The following is a 17358-nucleotide window of genomic DNA, read 5'->3' as shown; positions in this document are numbered from 1 at the left end:
AAATAAAACATTGACAAGGTTTGCTGAAATTTGTATATTTATAGGCTTTGTTGGCGCGTTCGTCTAGGGGTCCAGGACGCCGGCCTCTCACGCCGGTAGCACGGGTTCGAATCCCGTACGCGCTGCGAGATAATAAAGTAATACGTGCGCCCGTAGCTCAATTGGACAGAGCGTCTGGCTACGGACCAGAAGGCTGGGGGTTCGACTCCTCCCGGGCGTACTCATTTTTTGACCGGTATGAAGACAGAACACAGCAAGTGGATGCAGCTGGCGTTGTTGGAAGCACAAAAGGCCTCTCAGAAAAAAGAGGTGCCTGTGGGCTGTGTGATTGTACAGGCCGGTCAAATCGTCGGAAGAGGCCATAATCTTGTAGAAACTCTGCAAGATGCGACCGCTCATGCCGAGATGCAGGCTATAAAGAGCGCTGCGCAGAAATTGAATTCATGGCGCCTTGAGAACACAGTGTTGTACGCAACTCTGGAGCCGTGTTCGATGTGTGTGGGCGCTATTTTATTATCAAGGATATCCGGAATCGTTTACGGTGCATCGGACCCCCGATACGGCGCCTGCGGCAGTGTACTGCAGATCGCGAATCATAAAGCTCTTGATGTCAGTGTGGATGTTGAGTCCGGTGTTCTGGAGTCGCGCTGCCGGGAGGTGTTACAGCGGTTTTTCAGGGAATTGCGTAAGTTTTCGGAGAGGTGCGAGAGTGGTTGAATCGGGCGGTCTCGAAAACCGTTGTACCCTTCCGGGTACCCAGGGTTCGAATCCCTGCCTCTCCGCTTGTTCTTTAAGATGATTTGATCCGCATTTATGATGCGGAACACAATGTGCGAATCAGGTATAATTCGTGGAACGGAGAGATGTCCGAGTGGCTGAAGGAGCACGCTTGGAAAGCGTGTGTAGTGAATAACTACCGCGGGTTCGAATCCCGCTCTCTCCGCTCTTTTATTTGGGGCCGTAGCTCAGTTGGGAGAGCGGTACGTTCGCAACGTACAGGCCGTGGGTTCGAATCCCATCGGCTCCACCAGGCGGCTGTGCTAGACGGGGAGCTAGCGGTGCCCTGTAACCTGCAATCCGCTATAGCAGGGTTGAACGCCCATTTGCGGTTTGACCGTGCGAACGCCCTCCTGAATAAGCGACGTTGATAGTTCAAGCCCCGCGCAATGGAGGCGCATTGAACCCCGTCAGGTCCGGAAGGAAGCAGCGGTAGGTGCTTAATCCATGTGCCGCGGGAGTTCTTGGCTGGAGTTGGCTGTTCAGGGGACGCTGTGCATGGCAAATCAAGGATGGGGCACAGTCGCGTTTTTAAATCATTATCATGTGGGTGTATTATGGCTTATCAGGTTCTGGCTCGGAAATACCGTCCCATGCTGTTCGAGGATGTTATCGGTCAGCAGCATGTGACGTTGACTCTGCAAAACGCGATCAAACAAAACCGTCTGGCCGGTGCATATCTGTTCTCCGGTCCCCGGGGTGTGGGCAAAACCACGGTTGCGCGAATTTTATCCAAAGCCATCAATTGTGATAACGGTCTTACCGATACGCCCTGCAATACCTGTTCGTCGTGCGTGGAAATTAACGAAAGCCGAAGTCTGGATGTGCTGGAAATCGACGGCGCTTCCAACCGCGGTATCGATGAAGTCCGTAATTTGCGCGAAAGTCTGCGCTATTCCCCCAATCCCAACAAATACCGTATCCATATTATTGATGAAGTGCATATGCTTACCAATGAAGCCTTTAACGCCCTGTTAAAGACATTGGAGGAGCCGCCTGAACGCGTTCTGTTTATTTTTGCCACCACCGAACCCCACAAAGTCCCGGCCACTATATTATCCCGTTGTCAGCGTTTTGATTTCAAACGTATATCCAATCAACAGCTTGTCGAACAGCTGAAACAGCTTTGCAAAAAGGAAGAATTAGAGGCTGAGGACGAAGCTCTCCGTCTGATCGCAGTCAAGGGTGACGGCAGTATGCGCGATTCCGAAAGTATTCTGGATCAAGTGATCGCCTATGCGGGAACCCGGATCACAGCGGAGGACACCTCGCAGCTGCTGGGGCTGATCGGGCAGAGTTTGTTCTTCCGGGTGACCGATCATATTCACAACAACGAGGTGGATGCCGGTATCGAGCTGGTCGAACATATTTTTTCAGAGGGTTATGATTTTAATGAATTTATACTCGGACTGGCCGAGCATTTCCGTAATTTTATGGTTGCCCGAGCGACAAACAGCGCCGCCGAGCTTGATGTCTCTGAGGAATTTGCTGCCCGTTATTTGCAGGAAGCCGAACGCTTTGAAATCGAAGATCTGCTGCGCATGATCAAGATCACAGCGGATGCGGAAAATGCACTGCGCCGCTCTTCGAATGCCCGGCTGCATTTGGAGGTCACTTTGATCAAACTGATTAAAATGAATTCCAGTGTGCAGTTGTCCGATTTGCTTTCAGAATTTGAGCAGATCAAAAAAAAAACTGATCTAATACCAAAAAAAAAAGCATCTGATCCCCCCGGAACTCCGGTAACCCAAAAACCACCGGAACCTGATCCTCAACCGCAGCGCTCTCCGCTCCCGTCTACAAAGCATGTATCTTCCAAAGAGACGCCTCCCATAACGCTGGACGACATTGAGAAAAAATGGACGGCATTGCTGGAACAGGTCAAGCATCATAAAATCGGATTGGGCACGATTCTTTCGGATGCCTGGCCGATGCGTGTGACCGAAAACAATCTAATTTTGGCATTCGGCAAGCGCAACGGATTTCAGATGAATACAGCCAAACGCGAAAGCCGGTTCCTGGAATCCTTGATCAAAGAGTTTTATGGGCATCCGCTGCGACTGATGTTCACGCTGATTGAACCGGAAAAAATAGAGTCCATACGCAAAATTCCCTCACAGGTGGACAAAGAAAAGGTTTTTCAGGAATTACGCGACAAGAATCCGATGTTAAAACGACTGTCGGATACATTTGACGTCGAATTTATAAAATAGAAAGGGTGACCATGGCTAAAGGTGGTATGGGCGGTCTGCTTCAGCAGGCCCAGAAAATGCAGAAAGAGATGGAACGCATTCAGAACGAACTGGCAGAAATGCAGATAACCGGCACGGCCGGCGGCGGCATGGTGACGGCTGTGGTGACCGGTCAGCAAAAAGTGTTGGAAATCAAGATTGATCCGGAAGCCGTTGATCCTGATGATGTGGAAATGCTTGAGGATCTGGTGCTGGCTGCCGTAAACCAGGCCATGCAAAACGCCAAGAGCAAGTCCGAAGAAATGATGGGCCAGGTTGCCGGCGGTATGCCGCCCGGCATGAAACTTCCCGGAATGTAGGCGCGAGGCAAGTGGTGAAATATTCTTCAGAAACAGTAGAACGTGCCATCCATGAACTGTCCAAGCTGCCGGGAATCGGCCGAAAATCCGCTCAGCGGCATGTTTTTTATTTGCTGAAAGCGCCGAAAAGCGAGGTAGAGGCATTGTCCGAGGCCCTGGTCAATTTGACCACGCATGTGCGACACTGTTCGATTTGTTATAACATTACTGAGCAGGACCCCTGTTACATCTGCAGCAGCGCAAAACGCGACCGCACGATGATTTGTGTGGTTGAGGAAGCCAATGATATTCTGGCGCTGGAAAACACTGGTGAATACAACGGCCTGTATCATGTTCTCGGCGGTGTTCTGTCGCCGCTGGACGGTATCGGCCCGGATGATCTGCGCATTAAACCTTTGATGGGTAGGCTGGACAGTGTGACTGAAGTGATCATCGCAACCAATCCCAATACCGAAGGCGAGGCCACTGCAGTATATTTGACAAAACTGATCAAGCCTCTGGATATCAAAGTCTCCCGTATTGCGCGCGGTATGCCGGTGGGGGCGGATATCGAGTATGCGGACGAATTAACGCTGGGACGGGCGCTGGAAGGGCGCATCTATTACTGAGGGCAAAAGATTAATAATTGACCTTGCCTTTGTCTATTTAATTTTTTAATATACACTTTTTAAAAGACCTGAAAGGGTGTTAATTGAAAACTTTAGCCAAAATGATAGCCACAACCGCCGGGACCGGATATTTCCCGATCGCTCCCGGGACGGTTGGGTCTGCGATTGCTGTGGTGGTCTTGTGGTTTTTACAACCGGTTTCGCCGCTGATTTTACTCGGATTGTTTGTCCTGTTTTACGGAATCGGGGTTTGGGCTTCGGGTGAAACTGAAAAATTATATTATAAAGATCCCGGACTGGTGAATTGGGATGAATTTTTGGGACAATGGATCGCTCTGTTCGCCCTGCCGCATATTCTGTGGGTGTATGTGGCCGGTTTTTTTCTGTTCCGGTTGTTCGATATCTGGAAACCGGTTCCGGTTCGCACCGCAGAACGATTGCCCGGTGGTACCGGGATTATGACGGATGATGTGGTGGCCGGTGTGTATGCGAATCTGGTGTTGCAGTTGGTTTTATTTACGGTGACCTATGGACATTGAGGTTTTGTCAATCGGCGATGAACTGCTGTCCGGTCAGACGGTCAATTCAAATGCGTCCTGGATGGGACAGCGGCTGGTAGAGATCGGGGTCACTCCGCGCTGGGTGACCACCCTGGGCGATGTCGCCGAACACTGCTATGCTGCTTTGCAGACGGCCAGTCAGCGCGCTGATGTGGTGCTGGTGACCGGTGGACTGGGTCCTACCCATGATGATATCACCAAAAAAGTGGTGACCGAATTTTTCGATTCACGTCTGGTTTTGAACCCGGAATGGCTGGAGGCGATCAAACAGCGCTTTATGCATCGAAATATTCCGCTGGCCAAAGTGAATGAAGAACAGGCAATGGTGCCGGAGGATGCGGATATGATTGAGAATCCGCTGGGCACTGCCCCGGGTATGGTGTTTCGAACGGACAAAGTAACCTGCTATGTGATGCCCGGTGTGCCGCATGAAATGCATAATATGATGCAGTCCTTTGTACTGCCCGAGTTAAAAAAACAGACCGGGCAGGTCATCCGTATGCGCACCCTGAAGACAACCGGTATTCCAGAGAGTACATTGTACGAAAAAATGGGCGATATCGAGTCCATTGGCGCCAAAGTGGCGTTTTTGCCCGGACTCGACGGTGTTAAAATTCGGTTGACCGTGGAAGCCGAATCGGAACAGGATGCCGATCGGCAATTACAGCGAGCCGCAGAGCAGGTGCGCGAGCGTGCCGGAGAGTTTGTCTACACCGAAGAGGAAAAAGCGCTGGAACATGTGATTGCTGACCTGCTGTTGGAGCGTGGTAAAACTTTGGCGGTGGCGGAATCCTGTACGGGCGGACTGTTGGCGGACAAGTTGACAAGTATCTCCGGCAGTTCCAAGTATTTTATGCAGGGCGTTATTGCCTACAGTAATGAGGCGAAACGGAATGTTCTCGGCGTGGCAGAGACCTTGTTAAAAGAACACGGCGCGGTCAGTAAACCCGTGGCCGCGGCCATGGCACGCGGTGTGAAAAACTGGGCCGGTACGGATTTCGGACTGTCTACTACCGGTATCGCCGGACCCACAGGCGGAACAAAAGAAAAGCCCGTCGGACTGGTCTATATCGGATTTTCCGATGGTGTGAATACCGTGGTGGAGGAGCACCGGTTTGCCAATGACCGCCACGGCAATAAAGTGCGCACAGCTCAGGCTGTGCTGAATTTATTTAGAAAACAATTGCTCGATGCAGAATAAGATCCGGACATTTGTATGCTTTGAACTCCCCCCGACGGTGCTGGAACTGCTGCGCTCGATTCAGGGACGCTTGAAACCCCTGCACGACGGCACCCGCTGGGTGAACCCGGAGCGTATTCATCTGACGTTGCGCTTTTTGGGGGATGTTGAGCGTGAGCGACTGGACGCTGTTATGGAGGCGGTGCAGAATGCCTGCAAAGCGTTTGAACCGTTCACACTGACAGTGTCAAAAACCGGAGCGTTTCCCAATTTTAAACGTCCGCGTGTATTCTGGGTCGGTGTTTCGGACCCGGATCAAAAGCTGCAACAATGCCAGGCAGCCATCGAGGGCGAGCTTGAAGATATTGGATTTCCCGGAGAAAAACGTGCATTTTCTCCGCATCTCACCCTGGGCCGGGTTAACAACAGCCGGGGTGTTGCCAACGTGTCAAAAGAACTCGAACGCCTGCATCCGGAACCCGTCTCATTCCCTGCCAGGGAAGTTGTGGTGATGCAGAGTAAACTGACGCCATCCGGTGCAGTTTACACGCCGTTGCGGAAAATCGGGTTGTAATTCACAGAAATTTGCACATTATGAAAAAAAGGTTGAACTATGGCAGAAGAACGAAATACTGAAGAACGCAAAAAAGCTCTGGATCTGGCGCTTTCCAGATTGACCGTCAATACGGGAAAGGCTCCGTCATGTATCTGGGAGCTGACAAAAAAGTGGATGTGCCCAGTATTTCTACGGGGGCGCTGTCACTGGATCTGGCGCTGGGTGTAGGCGGAATACCGCGCGGCCGCGTCATAGAAATTTACGGTCCCGAATCATCGGGAAAAACCACACTTGCGCTGCATATCGTGGCCGAGGCTCAGAAAGCCGGAGGGCTGGCGGCGTTTGTTGATGCAGAACATGCCCTGGATGCCCAGTATTCGAAAGCGCTGGGTGTAGACACGGATAATTTGCTGATCTCGCAGCCGGATACCGGTGAACAGGCGCTGGAGATTACGGAAACACTGGTGCGCAGCGGCGCGCTGGACGTTATTGTGATCGATTCCGTGGCCGCGCTGGTGCCGCGCGCAGAGATCGAGGGAGAAATGGGCAATGCCCAGGTTGGACTGCAGGCGCGACTGATGTCGCAGGCCATGCGCAAGCTGACCGGTGCTATTTCAAAATCAAGATGCAGTGTGATCTTTATCAATCAAATCCGGGAAAAGATCGGTGTGATGTTCGGCAGCCCGGAAACCACCTCCGGAGGCCGCGCTCTCAAGTTTTACTCTTCCGTGCGTCTGGATATCCGCCGAATCGCCTCCATCAAGGACGGTGATAGTATGATCGGTAACCGTACCCGGGTTAAGGTGGTGAAGAATAAAGTGGCACCGCCGTTCAAAGAAGTTCAGTTTGATATCATTTACGGCCAGGGTATATCTTACGTTGGAGATTTGCTGGATCTGGCGGTAAATTTGAATATCGTCAATAAATCCGGTTCCTGGTTTTCGTTCGGCGACGAGCGTCTGGGACAGGGCCGCGAAGAACGTGAAACAGTTTCTGGATGAGAATCATGATTTGTTGAGCGTGATCGAAAAAAAAGTCAAAGAAGAGACCGGCCTGATACCCAAATTAGAGGAAGAACAACCGGAAACATCGGAAACATCGGAAACGGAGAAAGACGATAAATAAAAATCTGATCAAACGCATTGACTGTCACTTTTGAAATAACCGGTCTCGTTCCGCAAAAGAAACGCAAAGACCGGTATTCTGTGTTTCTGGATGACGAATTTGCGTTTGGTATACATGTCGATGTTCTTTTAAAAACCGGTATCGCCAAAGGCGACCGGCTCGATCTTGAAAAAATCGAGGAAATTCAGGACCTGGAAGAAAAGCGAGCCGCCAAGGACAAGGCTCTGCGGTTGCTGGGTGTGCGCGCCCGGAGCCGGTCTGAAATGCGTCAGCGATTGGAGCGCAGTGATTTTTCCAAACCGGTTATCGAATGGACCCTGAAGGAACTTGACCGGTTGAAGCTGCTCGATGACACCGAGTTTGCAAAAATGTTTTCAAGGTCACGCATGGTGACCAAGCCGGTCGGCGCGTATTATCTGAGGCGCGAACTGTTTCAGAAAGGGTTGAGTGAAAAAGATATTGAAACCGGTGTCAACGAAGCCTACCGCGAGACGGACGAGGCCACAGTAGCACGGGAACTCGCGGCAAAACGTAAAAAAATGTTAAAGAATAAAGAAGAAATAAAGGCAAAGAAACGCGTTTCGGATTTTTTGCAGCGGCGCGGCTTTGCATTTGCAATCATACATGATGTTATAGATCGATGGGAGGAGTTGTAAATACGTGAAACCGGATGATTTGAAAAAACTGGATGTCGGCACCCGATTGATCAAAGCGGCCAATCAGGCTGATTTTCGCCAGGTCAATTCGCATATTCCCCCCATTTTTCAAACGGTGAATTATGATTATCCGGACGTTGATGAAGGCATGCAAGTGTTTGCCAAAAACCGGGAAGGCTATTTTTACACCCGGGAAGGCAATCCGACCATGGATTTGTTTGCATCCATGGTGGCCTTGATTGAAGACGGTGAGCAGGCCCTGTCCACCGCGTCCGGAATGGCAGCGATCAGCAATGCCATATTATCCTTTGTCGAGCCGGGAGACGAGATTTTATCCTCTGCCGCCATTTACGGCGGCACCAAAGCCTGGCTGGACAAGCGTTTGCGGGGGTTGCAGGTCAATACCGCATTTGTTGATATCACAGACCTTGCCGAGGTTAAAGCGGCCGTCAGCAGCCGAACCCGTATTCTATACACTGAAGTCATCGGCAATCCCAATCTGGTGCTTGCTGATATCAGCGGATTGGCGGAGATTGCCGAACAAAACAATTTACTTCTGGTGGTCGATTCCACATTTTCACCGCCTCCGATTTGTCAGCCATTGAATCTGGGCGCGGATCTCGTCATTCAGAGTGCAACCAAATACATAGGCGGTCACGGTGATATTATGGCAGGTGTGATCATCGGAGACCGTGAAAAGATTGAACCCATTCGTGAGACCGTCAAGTTGTACGGCGGTATTGTCAGTCCCTTTAATGCCTGGCTGGCCATCCGTGGATTAAAAACACTCAAAATCAGATTGGAAAAACACTGCGAGAATGCCCAGGCTATCGCTGAATTTTTATATAACCATCCCAAGGTCGAACGGGTGCTGTATCCCGGGTTGCCGTCGCATAGCCAGCATGATCTGGCAAAGCGGCAGCTGAATGGATTCGGTGGCATGCTAGCATTTGAAGTCAAGGGCGGCCTGAAAGCCGGCAAAACCATCATGAACTCGGTCCAGGTGTGCAATTTTACCGTCAGTCTGGGTGAGATCGATACACTGATCATGCATCCGGCCACCACCTCGCATCAGAGTTTGACTCCGGAGGAGCGCCAGGCCATCGGCATTACGGACGGATTGATGCGCCTGTCTGTCGGAATTGAAGACACTCAGGATCTGATCAACGATTTAAAACAGGCATTGAACAATATATAATCGAGAACAGCAAAAAGGAAACGTGCTACGGAATGAAAGCCAACGAAATACGACAATCTTTTTTGGATTTTTTCAAAAGCAAGAACCATAAAATCGTGCCCAGCGCGCCGGTTGTGCCGCAGAATGACCCCACGCTGTTGTTTACCAACGCCGGCATGAACCAGTTTAAGGATATTTTTCTGGGCACCCAGGCGCCGGATGCTCCGCGTGCCGCGGATTCGCAAAAGTGCATCCGTGTGTCCGGAAAGCATAACGATCTGGAGGAAGTGGGGCGCGATACCTATCATCATACCTTTTTTGAAATGCTGGGCAACTGGTCGTTCGGTGATTATTTTAAATCCGAGGCTATCGAATGGGCATGGGAGTTGTTGACCGACGTGTGGGAGCTTCCCAAGGATCGGCTGTATGCCACGGTCTTTGAGGGAGATCAGGACGATCATGTGGCCAAGGATACCGAGGCTATTAAAGAATGGAAATCCAAAACCGATATTGATCATTCTCATATACTGGAATTTGATAAAAAAGATAATTTCTGGGAAATGGGCAACACGGGTCCCTGCGGTCCCTGTTCGGAAATTCATATTGACCGGGGATCTGAATTCTGCGATTCGGATGATCCTGATCATGTCTGTGAGGTCAACAGCGGTTGTGCCCGCTTTATCGAATTGTGGAATTTGGTGTTCATTCAGTACAATCGCGATGAGAGCGGCAAGCTGCATCCACTGCCGGCAAAGCATGTGGATACCGGAGCCGGATTTGAACGTCTGGTTGCGGTGATGCAGCATGTAAAATCCAATTATGATACGGATGTGTTTACACCGCTGCTGAAGCGAATTGGCGAGCTCGCCGGCAAGCCGTACACGGACGGTGAGCAGGCTGTGGCCTTTCGGGTGATCTCGGATCATGTGCGCGCTTTGACGTTTGCGATCACCGACGGCGTTATTCCCGGCAATGAGGGCCGCGGTTATGTGGTACGTCGGATTCTGCGGCGCGCGGCGCGGTTCGGACGGTTACTGGAGATGCGCGAACCATTCATTTATAAACTGGTCGGAACACTTTGTGATCAGATGGGCGAAACCTATCCGGAGACTCCGGGAACGTCACGACTATGTGAAGCGGGTGATTCGTTCTGAAGAAGAGAGCTTTGGACGCACTTTGGACCGTGGGATTGAAATTTTTGAAGACCGTTCACGTCAACTTGCCGAGCGCGGTGTAACCGTATTCCCCGGAAAAGATGCGTTTGAACTGCATGATACCTACGGATTTCCGCTGGACCTGACTCAGCTGATGGCTGAGGAAAAACAACTCACTGTGGATGTGAAAGCGTTTAACCGGGAAATGGACGCCCAACGTCAGCGTTCCGCACAGGCTGCAAAAAATGTAAACTATCAAACCATCGACGTGCAGGCAGAGCCGACACAGTTTTTAGGCTATGACAAGGATGAAACGGATGCGTCGGTGATCAAATATATAGACGGTAAACTGGTACTCAGCCGAACGCCCTTTTATGCTGAATCCGGCGGTCAGGTGGGCGATATCGGTGTGATCAAAGGCGATGATTTTGAATTTCAAGTGACGGACACACAAAAAGCCGGTGAACATGTGCTGCATATCGGTGAACTGAAATCCGGACAGCCCAAACCGGGGGATCGCGCTACGGCTGTGATCGACCGTGATCGACGCCGGGCCACCGAACGCAACCATACGGTAACACACCTGGTGCACAGAGCCCTGCGAATGACACTCGGAGAGCATGTCCAGCAGGCGGGTTCACTGGTGGGGCCGGAGACTATGCGCTTTGATTTTACACATTTCGAAGCGCTGACCGCAGAACAGCGGCATCAGGTGGAAACCATTGTCAATGAACAGATTCTGAAAAACCGAAAGACCACCTGGAGCTATACGGATATCGAGACGGCCAAAGCAGACGGCGCTGTGGCTTTGTTTGGTGAAAAATACGGCGACGAGGTTCGCGTGGTAGAGGTAGAGAATTACTCCAAAGAACTTTGCGGCGGAACACATGTGCGCGCTACAGGCGAAATCGGCAGTTTTGTGATTATCAATGAAAGTTCGGTTGCGGCCGGCATCCGGAGGATTGAATGTTTGACCGGTATGCAGGCTCTGAATTATCTGGAGAACGGCCGTAAAGTGGCTCAGCGTTCATCCCGATTGCTGGGATGTACACCGGAACAGCTTGAATCCTGTGTACAAGCGCTGATTGATGAACAGAAAGAAATCCAGAACGAATTAAAAACCCTGCGGCAGCAGTCGTCCAAAGGCGAAATTGACACCATACTCGACCAGATCAAGCAGGTGAATGGCATTCAGGTGGTGGCCGGAGAGGTTCACGCCAATGAAGCCAATGATATGAGAAAACTCGGTGATCATGTCAGAAACGGACTGGATAGCGGCGTGGGGGTTTTGGGCGCAGCCATTGACGACAAGGTATCTCTTGTCTGTGTGGTGACGGATGATCTGGTTAAAAAGGGCGTCAAAGCCGGTGATATTATTAAAAAAGTTGCAAGTTATGTTCAGGGCGGCGGCGGCGGCGCGCCGCATATGGCCCTGGCCGGCGGCAAGGATGTATCCAAACTGCCTTTGGCATTGTCAAAAGTTGAACAAATTGTTAATGAATGTCGCAATTGAAAGGAGTCAGTGATCCGTGAAGATTTTTGAAAAGCTCCTTCAAATCAAGGAATCACGCGGAGCAGGATATTTCGTCCTTATCGATCCGGATAAACAGGATATAGAAAAAGCTGTGCAAACAGCACAATACTGTGAAGCGTCCGGCGTTGACGCCTTGCTTGTCGGGGGAAGTCTGCTGTTCACTCATTGTTTTGATGAGGTGATCAAACGGATCAAAGACTCTTGCGGTCTGCCTATTATTTTGTTTCCGGGTAGTACCAAACAGGTGTCTCAATACGCGGATGCGCTTTTGTACCTTTCGCTGATCAGCGGAAGAAACGCAGATACACTGATTGGTCAGCAGGTATTGAGTGCGCCCATTATTAAAGCGGTCGGGATTGAACCCATCTCCACCGGTTATATGTTCATTGAATCCGGTTCGGTTACCTCTGCTTTGTTTATCAGCGATACCAATCCTATACCGCGTGACAAACCGGACATTGCCTCGGCGCACGCGCTCGCCGCGGAATATCTAGGGATGAAATGTGTTTATCTTGAGGCAGGAAGCGGAGCAAAATTATCTGTTCCGGACGCGGTGGTTCAGTCGGTCCGGCAATATTGTAATCTGCCTGTTATTGTGGGAGGCGGTATCAGAAAGCCGAAAGACGCGCGCGCAAAAGTTGAGGCCGGAGCGGATTTTGTGGTGACCGGGAGTATCATTGAACGCAACCGGGATGCTGATTTGATAGCCGAATTTGCCAAAGCAGTTCATGTCAATGAGTCCTGAAATTGTGAAAGCCCCTTATGAAACTCGTTGACACGCATTCACATCTCATTCCATACTGTGATGACGGCTCTGAAGACTGGAATATGTCGCTTCGAATGCTTGAGCAGGCGCGGGAAGATGGTATTACGGATATTGTTTGTACGCCGCACATTTTTTCCAATAATGATCTTGATGATGAATATAAATTTGTAAAGCTGTTCAAAGAACTGGTTGCGCGCAAGCAGGATGCTGAAATTCCGATCAATTTGTATCTGGGTTCGGAACTCTATGTTCAGCCGAATTTTCGTTTCGATAAGGACATGACCACGCTGGCCCAGAACGGTCGTTATTTTTTGATTGAATTTCCCATGGCTATGATTCCGTCTTTTGTTGCCAGGCATTTTTTTCAGAGTCTGCCTCTTGATAAAACGCCGGTCATTGCGCATCCGGAACGCAATGGCAGTATTGTCAGGAATCCGCAAAATGCCATCGAACTGGTTAAAAATGGCGCGTTATTACAGGTGACAGCCGGGAGTTTGTTGGGCGGATTCGGTCAGCAGGTTCAGACTGTCGCTCACACGCTTTTGCAGGCGAATGCGGCGCATCTCATCGCCACAGACGCACATGATGACCAGTCGCGCACTTTACAATTAAGACAAGCCTATAATCTGGTCAAAAACATGTGGGGAGAAGAACGGGCCCGGATTTTGTTCAATGAAAATCCATTGCGAATCATAAAGGGTGATCTGATCGAATACCATGAGCCGGAATCGATTTCCAGTCGCAATAAATCCATGTTCTCGCGTATAAAGTCTTTGTTAAAGTCATGAGGTTGCCGTGGAAAAATCATTAGAGCTTGTACAAAATCATCTGCAAAAAGGAGCGGACCTCCGAAAAACAGTCAGTGAGCAGCTGTCCGAATCGATTCTTCAGGCTGCTCTGGTTTTATCCGATTGTGTCGAAAACGGCGGAAAACTGCTGATCTGCGGCAACGGAGGCAGCGCTGCGGACGCCCAGCATTTTGCAGCAGAGTTTGTGGGGCGGCTTCAGCGCAACCGCCCTGCGCTTCCGGCGGTTGCCCTGAGCACTGATACTTCGATCTTGACCGCTGTCGCCAATGATTTTTCCATCGAACATGTATTTAAACGCCAGGTTGAGGCCTTGGGACAATCGAATGACGCGCTGGTTTCGATCAGCACCAGCGGAAATTCAAAAAATGTGAGCCGGGCGGTACACGCAGCCAAAGCAAAAAAAATGCACACTGTTGCACTGTTGGGAAAATCCGGTGGGGAACTTTTACAGCTTAATGATTATTCAATAGTTGTACCGTCTGACAGTTCTCAATTGATTCAGGAAATTCATATCAGTATTATTCACATGTGGTGCGAATTGATCGAAAACATTATCTATCCTTTATAACGTGAGTTTTTTAAACCCTGTCATATTGTTTGCGGCAGTTACAGCTGTCCTGCCTGTTTTGATCCACCTGTTTGCCAGGAACCGGACCAAAACAATTCCCTTCAGTTCGCTTTTTTTCCTCAAGGAACTGCAAAACCGGCAGATGCGGCGTATCCGCATTCGGCAGATTTTACTGCTGATTCTTCGGACGTTGATCCTGTTGTTTCTGGTTCTCGCATTTGCACGTCCCACGCTAAAGCAGCGGACCACTGCATTGGCAGAGGCGCGCGCGCAAACCAGAATTGCACTTATTCTTGACAATTCATTCAGTATGCAGCGCAACCGGGAGAATGCCGGTTTACTGGAACATGCCCGACGTTCCGCGCTGACGATCGCAGATATGCTGGAACCGGGCGATGAACTGAATCTGATCGCTCCGACGGACACCGGTCGGGTTATGAGTCAGCGTTCGTTCTCGGACAAGGATGCGGTCGCCCGGGAGCTGGAACAATTTGCAATAGACGAACGCAGTGCGGATATGAATGCAGCTCTGGCCTGTGCGCTGAACCGTCTGCGGGGGCCGGGATTGAATAAGGAGATTTTTATTCTATCCGACTTTCAAGCGGGCAATTTAGAACCGGACTCGCTTGCGGAAATTCCGGAATCCGTTCGGATTTACGGCCTGCTTTTTGAGAGCACATCTGTGTACAACCTAACTGTTCAGAACATGCAGTGGGTGTCAACTATTCTCCAGGTCGGCCAGACGGTTGAAGCAATAATAGAGATCAAAAACACCGGCACCCAGCCTGTGGAAAGCGCTCTGGTGCAGGTTTATGTGGAAAATGATCGGGTGAAGCAGTTTCCGGTTTCTCTATCTGTCGGTGAAACCCGTCAGGTTTCATTTCGCTTTCCTCTTGAACACGCCGGCGCTGTGAACGGCCGCGTTGTTCTAAGTCAAGACGATATAGCGCCTGATAATATCTGGCATTTTGCGTTTGAGGTGCCTGAACGCACAAAAGTCGCGTTATACGGTGAAACAGACTTTATTAAACTGGTTCTGGACCGCCGCAGTCCGTTTTTGCTTCAGGATGCAAGTCTCGATGCACAAAATCGAGACTTTATGCAGTCTGATGTGACGGTTTTTTCCAACATTGCACGACTGGATTATAGTATGGCCCGTGATCTCAGAGATTACGTGGAGCAGGGCAACGGTGTCGTGCTGATCCTGGGAGAACGGACTGATCTGAGAGCGTTTAATCAGACTCTGGCAGAACAACTGGACCTGCCGCGTCTGCTGGAATCGCTGGGCGACTATGGATCGCAAAACACGGTGTTTACACTCGGAACGATCGATAAATCGCATCCACTGTTCTCAGGCATCTTTCTCAAAACAGTTTCTTTCGAAAAACCGGAATTTTATTTTGCTTTACGCGCCGAGCGCAGTCAGGACATTGATCCGATTATGAGTTACAGTGACGGATCAGCGTTTTTGTATGAAAAACGTCTGGGTCGGGGTACGGTGCTGGTCATGACAACCGGACAGAGTCCGCGACTCTCGGATCTGACGTTTAAAACTATTTTTGCGCCTCTGACCGCAAGAATGATCCGGTATGCCGGAACGCGGTCGGCTGGTGAATTGTCCGTTAAAAAGCTGGGCCAACCTCTGAACACTACCTTGCCGGCTTTGTACGCTAAGGAAACTCTGACTGTTCATCATCCTGATCATATCGATCATATTACAGGTTCTGTAACTCCGGAAGGACGGTTGTATATTCATTATGAGGACACCCAAATATCGGGGATGTATGGACTTTATGCGGATTCCGAATTGTTAAACCAATGGGCTGTGAACGTGGAACCGAATGAATCGGATTTTACTATAATACAACAAGAAATCCTGGATTCGCTTAACATAAATATGCTGGAGCCGGGAACTGATATTAAAACCGAGATACAGGCAAATCGATACGGAACAGAATTATGGCCGTTTTTTGCCTGGGCTGTTCTGTTGCTAATTGTACTGGAAATGATGGTATACCGGGTTCCTGTCAAACCCGGAACTTGACATAAAGAAAGAGGAGTATTTGGATAAAACGGTCATAGAGCATCGCGAACAAGCGATTATTGTCGGTATGGTCCGTCCGGATCAGGACCGGCATCAGGTTAACGAATATCTGGACGAACTGGAACTGCTGGCTGATACGGCCGGCGCGCTGGTGATCGAACGAGTGGTTCAGTCCCGACAGAAAATTAATCCGGCGTATATGCTGGGCCGGGGTAAAGTGCAGGAACTGGCGCAGATGGCCAAGTATCTGGATGCCGATTTGGTGATTTTTGATGACGATCTGTCTCCGGCTCAGGTGAAAAACATCGAGTCATTGATCAAAGTGAAACTGCTGGACCGCAGCGGCCTGATTCTGGATATTTTTGCCAAACATGCGCGCACGCGTGAATCGAGAACCCAGGTGGAACTGGCGCAGTTGAATTATATGCTGCCGCGTCTGACCCGGCAATGGACTCACCTTTCAAGACAGGCCGGCGGAATCGGCACACGCGGTCCCGGTGAAACCCAGCTTGAGGTTGACCGTCGATTCATTCGAAAGCGGATTGCGCATCTGGAAGCGGAACTGGAGAAAATAGCCAAACAGCGTGATAATCGTCGAAAACAACGTCGGAATAATTTCAAGGCTGCGCTGGTGGGCTATACCAACGCAGGAAAATCGACAATTCTGAATGAGCTGACCAAAGCCGGCGTGCTGGTCGAGGATCGACTGTTTGCCACACTGGATTCGACCGTGCGCGCTCTGGAATTTTCCGATCAGGAAAAAATGTTGCTGATTGATACGGTAGGATTTATCCGTAAATTGCCGCATCATCTTGTGGCTTCTTTTAAAAGCACTCTGGAAGAAGTCCGCGATTCTGATTTGTTATTGCATGTGGTGGACATTTCGAGCTATGAATTTGCGGAGCAAATGAAAACTGTCCATGATGTGTTGAAAGAACTGGAGGCGGGTGAAAAACCGCGGATTTATGTATTCAATAAACTTGATTTGCTCAACGATCGTTCGGTTATTGAAGAGGTCAAACGAGAATATCCGGATTCGGTGTTTATCGCGGCGGGGCGCGGTCTTTTTCTGGATCGGCTGAAGGATAAGCTTTCAGAGTGGGTTCAGGAGCAATCGCGAGAAATAACTGTGGAAATTCCGTTGCATCAATCCCGTCTGATGGCGAAAATGCATGATTTGGCCCAGGTTTTGGATGTCCGGTATACCGAAGAGCATGCCATTATGAATCTTGTGGCCAATCAAACGAACGCGGCGCGTATTGAACGTATGCTGGAAGCGCAAAATTGAACCGG

The 17358-nt window shown here is 50.1% G+C and carries 16 protein-coding genes, 5 tRNA genes, 1 other RNA gene and 1 pseudogene; all 23 read left to right on the top strand.

The features are described 5' to 3' along the window. Positions 1–52 precede the first annotated feature (52 nt). The 23 genes and pseudogenes from U5R06_18605 (at position 53) to hflX (ending at position 17353) form a co-directional block, all read left to right on the top strand. A tRNA-Glu gene (locus tag U5R06_18605) sits at positions 53–125 on the top strand. Between the two features lie 21 nt (positions 126–146). After that, positions 147–220, top strand: a tRNA-Arg gene (locus U5R06_18600). 17 nt (positions 221–237) lie between these two features. Continuing rightward, entirely contained in the window at positions 238–717 is a 480-nt protein-coding gene (gene tadA / locus U5R06_18595; GenBank protein MDZ7724753.1) for a tRNA adenosine(34) deaminase TadA, read from the top strand. After that, positions 696–782, top strand: a tRNA-Ser gene (locus tag U5R06_18590). The genes tadA and U5R06_18590 overlap by 22 nt, the downstream gene beginning before the upstream one ends. A 75-nt stretch (positions 783–857) precedes the next feature. Continuing rightward, positions 858–943 (top strand) — tRNA-Ser (locus U5R06_18585). A gap of 11 nt (positions 944–954) precedes the next feature. Next, positions 955–1030 (top strand) — tRNA-Ala (locus U5R06_18580). A gap of 5 nt (positions 1031–1035) precedes the next feature. Continuing rightward, positions 1036–1300: signal recognition particle sRNA large type (gene ffs, locus U5R06_18575), an RNA gene on the top strand. Positions 1301–1334: 34 nt separating this feature from the next. Then, entirely contained in the window at positions 1335–2990 is a 1656-nt protein-coding gene (dnaX, locus tag U5R06_18570; protein MDZ7724752.1) for a DNA polymerase III subunit gamma/tau, read from the top strand. Between the two features lie 11 nt (positions 2991–3001). After that, entirely contained in the window at positions 3002–3328 is a 327-nt protein-coding gene (locus U5R06_18565) for a YbaB/EbfC family nucleoid-associated protein (protein MDZ7724751.1), read from the top strand. 14 nt (positions 3329–3342) lie between these two features. After that, positions 3343–3936, top strand: a complete 594-nt coding sequence (gene recR / locus U5R06_18560) for a recombination mediator RecR (protein ID MDZ7724750.1) — start codon at positions 3343–3345, stop codon at positions 3934–3936. Between the two features lie 83 nt (positions 3937–4019). Further along, positions 4020–4475, top strand: coding sequence for a phosphatidylglycerophosphatase A (locus tag U5R06_18555; protein ID MDZ7724749.1), 456 nt, complete (start codon positions 4020–4022; stop codon positions 4473–4475). Further along, positions 4465–5697, top strand: a complete 1233-nt coding sequence (locus tag U5R06_18550) for a competence/damage-inducible protein A (GenBank protein ID MDZ7724748.1) — start codon at positions 4465–4467, stop codon at positions 5695–5697. The genes U5R06_18555 and U5R06_18550 overlap by 11 nt, the downstream gene beginning before the upstream one ends. Continuing rightward, the gene (thpR, locus tag U5R06_18545) at positions 5687–6250 is read left to right on the top strand and encodes an RNA 2',3'-cyclic phosphodiesterase (protein ID MDZ7724747.1); all 564 of its coding nucleotides are present in this window, start codon (positions 5687–5689) and stop codon (positions 6248–6250) included. The genes U5R06_18550 and thpR overlap by 11 nt, the downstream gene beginning before the upstream one ends. A 39-nt stretch (positions 6251–6289) precedes the next feature. Next, positions 6290–7357: pseudogene (gene recA, locus U5R06_18540) on the top strand (recombinase RecA). 17 nt (positions 7358–7374) lie between these two features. Further along, the gene (locus U5R06_18535) at positions 7375–8013 is read left to right on the top strand and encodes a RecX family transcriptional regulator (protein MDZ7724746.1); all 639 of its coding nucleotides are present in this window, start codon (positions 7375–7377) and stop codon (positions 8011–8013) included. Positions 8014–8017: 4 nt separating this feature from the next. Continuing rightward, on the top strand, positions 8018–9211 hold the full coding sequence (locus U5R06_18530; protein MDZ7724745.1) for an aminotransferase class I/II-fold pyridoxal phosphate-dependent enzyme: 1194 nt from the start codon (positions 8018–8020) through the stop codon (positions 9209–9211). A gap of 32 nt (positions 9212–9243) precedes the next feature. After that, entirely contained in the window at positions 9244–10344 is a 1101-nt protein-coding gene (gene alaS / locus U5R06_18525; GenBank protein MDZ7724744.1) for an alanine--tRNA ligase, read from the top strand. Then, positions 10271–11857 carry an alanine--tRNA ligase gene (gene alaS / locus U5R06_18520; GenBank protein MDZ7724743.1) on the top strand — a complete coding sequence of 529 codons (1587 nt, stop codon included), beginning with the start codon at positions 10271–10273 and terminating at the stop codon, positions 11855–11857. Before alaS (U5R06_18525) ends, alaS (U5R06_18520) begins: the two co-directional genes overlap by 74 nt. A 16-nt stretch (positions 11858–11873) precedes the next feature. Further along, the gene (locus tag U5R06_18515) at positions 11874–12623 is read left to right on the top strand and encodes a geranylgeranylglyceryl/heptaprenylglyceryl phosphate synthase (protein MDZ7724742.1); all 750 of its coding nucleotides are present in this window, start codon (positions 11874–11876) and stop codon (positions 12621–12623) included. A 17-nt stretch (positions 12624–12640) separates the two neighbouring features. Further along, positions 12641–13432 carry a CpsB/CapC family capsule biosynthesis tyrosine phosphatase gene (locus U5R06_18510; GenBank protein MDZ7724741.1) on the top strand — a complete coding sequence of 264 codons (792 nt, stop codon included), beginning with the start codon at positions 12641–12643 and terminating at the stop codon, positions 13430–13432. A 7-nt stretch (positions 13433–13439) separates the two neighbouring features. After that, a complete protein-coding gene (gmhA, locus tag U5R06_18505; GenBank protein MDZ7724740.1) occupies positions 13440–14021 on the top strand; it encodes a D-sedoheptulose 7-phosphate isomerase in 582 nt (193 codons plus the stop codon). A gap of 1 nt (position 14022) precedes the next feature. Further along, positions 14023–16065 (top strand): BatA domain-containing protein, encoded by a 2043-nt coding sequence (locus U5R06_18500; GenBank protein MDZ7724739.1) that lies wholly within the window; start codon positions 14023–14025, stop codon positions 16063–16065. A 19-nt stretch (positions 16066–16084) separates the two neighbouring features. Further along, positions 16085–17353: a GTPase HflX gene (gene hflX, locus U5R06_18495; GenBank protein ID MDZ7724738.1), complete on the top strand. Its 1269-nt coding sequence runs from the start codon at positions 16085–16087 to the stop codon at positions 17351–17353. The last annotated feature ends 5 nt before the right edge of the window (positions 17354–17358 follow it).

It is taken from the genome of candidate division KSB1 bacterium, from assembly GCA_034521575.1.
Taxonomy (GTDB): domain Bacteria; phylum Zhuqueibacterota; class Zhuqueibacteria; order Residuimicrobiales; family Krinioviventaceae; genus JAXHMJ01.
This window is presented reverse-complemented; position numbering and strand designations above follow the sequence as displayed.

Bases quoted from the DNA above. Each gene is read 5' to 3' on its own strand.
- tadA (MDZ7724753.1), top strand. From the start codon at position 238: ATGAAGACAGAACACAGCAAGTGGATGCAGCTGGCGTTGTTGGAAGCA.
- dnaX (MDZ7724752.1), top strand. From the start codon at position 1,335: ATGGCTTATCAGGTTCTGGCTCGGAAATACCGTCCCATGCTGTTCGAG.
- U5R06_18565 (MDZ7724751.1), top strand. From the start codon at position 3,002: ATGGCTAAAGGTGGTATGGGCGGTCTGCTTCAGCAGGCCCAGAAAATG.
- U5R06_18550 (MDZ7724748.1), top strand. From the start codon at position 4,465: ATGGACATTGAGGTTTTGTCAATCGGCGATGAACTGCTGTCCGGTCAG.
- thpR (MDZ7724747.1), top strand. From the start codon at position 5,687: ATGCAGAATAAGATCCGGACATTTGTATGCTTTGAACTCCCCCCGACG.
- alaS (MDZ7724744.1), top strand. From the start codon at position 9,244: ATGAAAGCCAACGAAATACGACAATCTTTTTTGGATTTTTTCAAAAGC.
- U5R06_18510 (MDZ7724741.1), top strand. From the start codon at position 12,641: ATGAAACTCGTTGACACGCATTCACATCTCATTCCATACTGTGATGAC.